This window comes from Acinetobacter sp. AC1-2, assembly GCF_016124155.1.
Lineage (GTDB): Bacteria > Pseudomonadota > Gammaproteobacteria > Pseudomonadales > Moraxellaceae > Acinetobacter > Acinetobacter calcoaceticus.
Genome location: NZ_JABFFO010000041.1, coordinates 1 through 204, shown reverse-complemented (window position 1 = coordinate 204; position 204 = coordinate 1). Strand labels below are relative to the sequence as shown.

Annotated in this window: 1 protein-coding gene; it reads right to left on the bottom strand. The window is 55.9% G+C overall.

Annotation, left to right across the window (positions count from 1 at the left end; all coding sequences use genetic code 11):
• A partial coding sequence (locus tag HL290_RS18910) for a hypothetical protein (protein ID WP_320158889.1) occupies positions 1-204 on the bottom strand: 204 nt, incomplete at both ends.

The window sequence follows — 204 nt, the reverse complement described above, 5'->3', positions numbered from 1 at the left end:
CCACTGTCGCAGTCGGATCATTGACTGTACCGGTGAGTGCAGGTGTGCTGTCATTGGTGAGTACATCATCAAGCGCGACCACTGGTGGCGTGATGTCCGCAGACACCGTACCTGTGCCTGGCAATGAGGTATTGCCTGCAGGGTCAGTCGCTGTTGCTGTTACGGTTTGACCGTCAGTCAAGTCACCTGGGTTTGGTACTGACC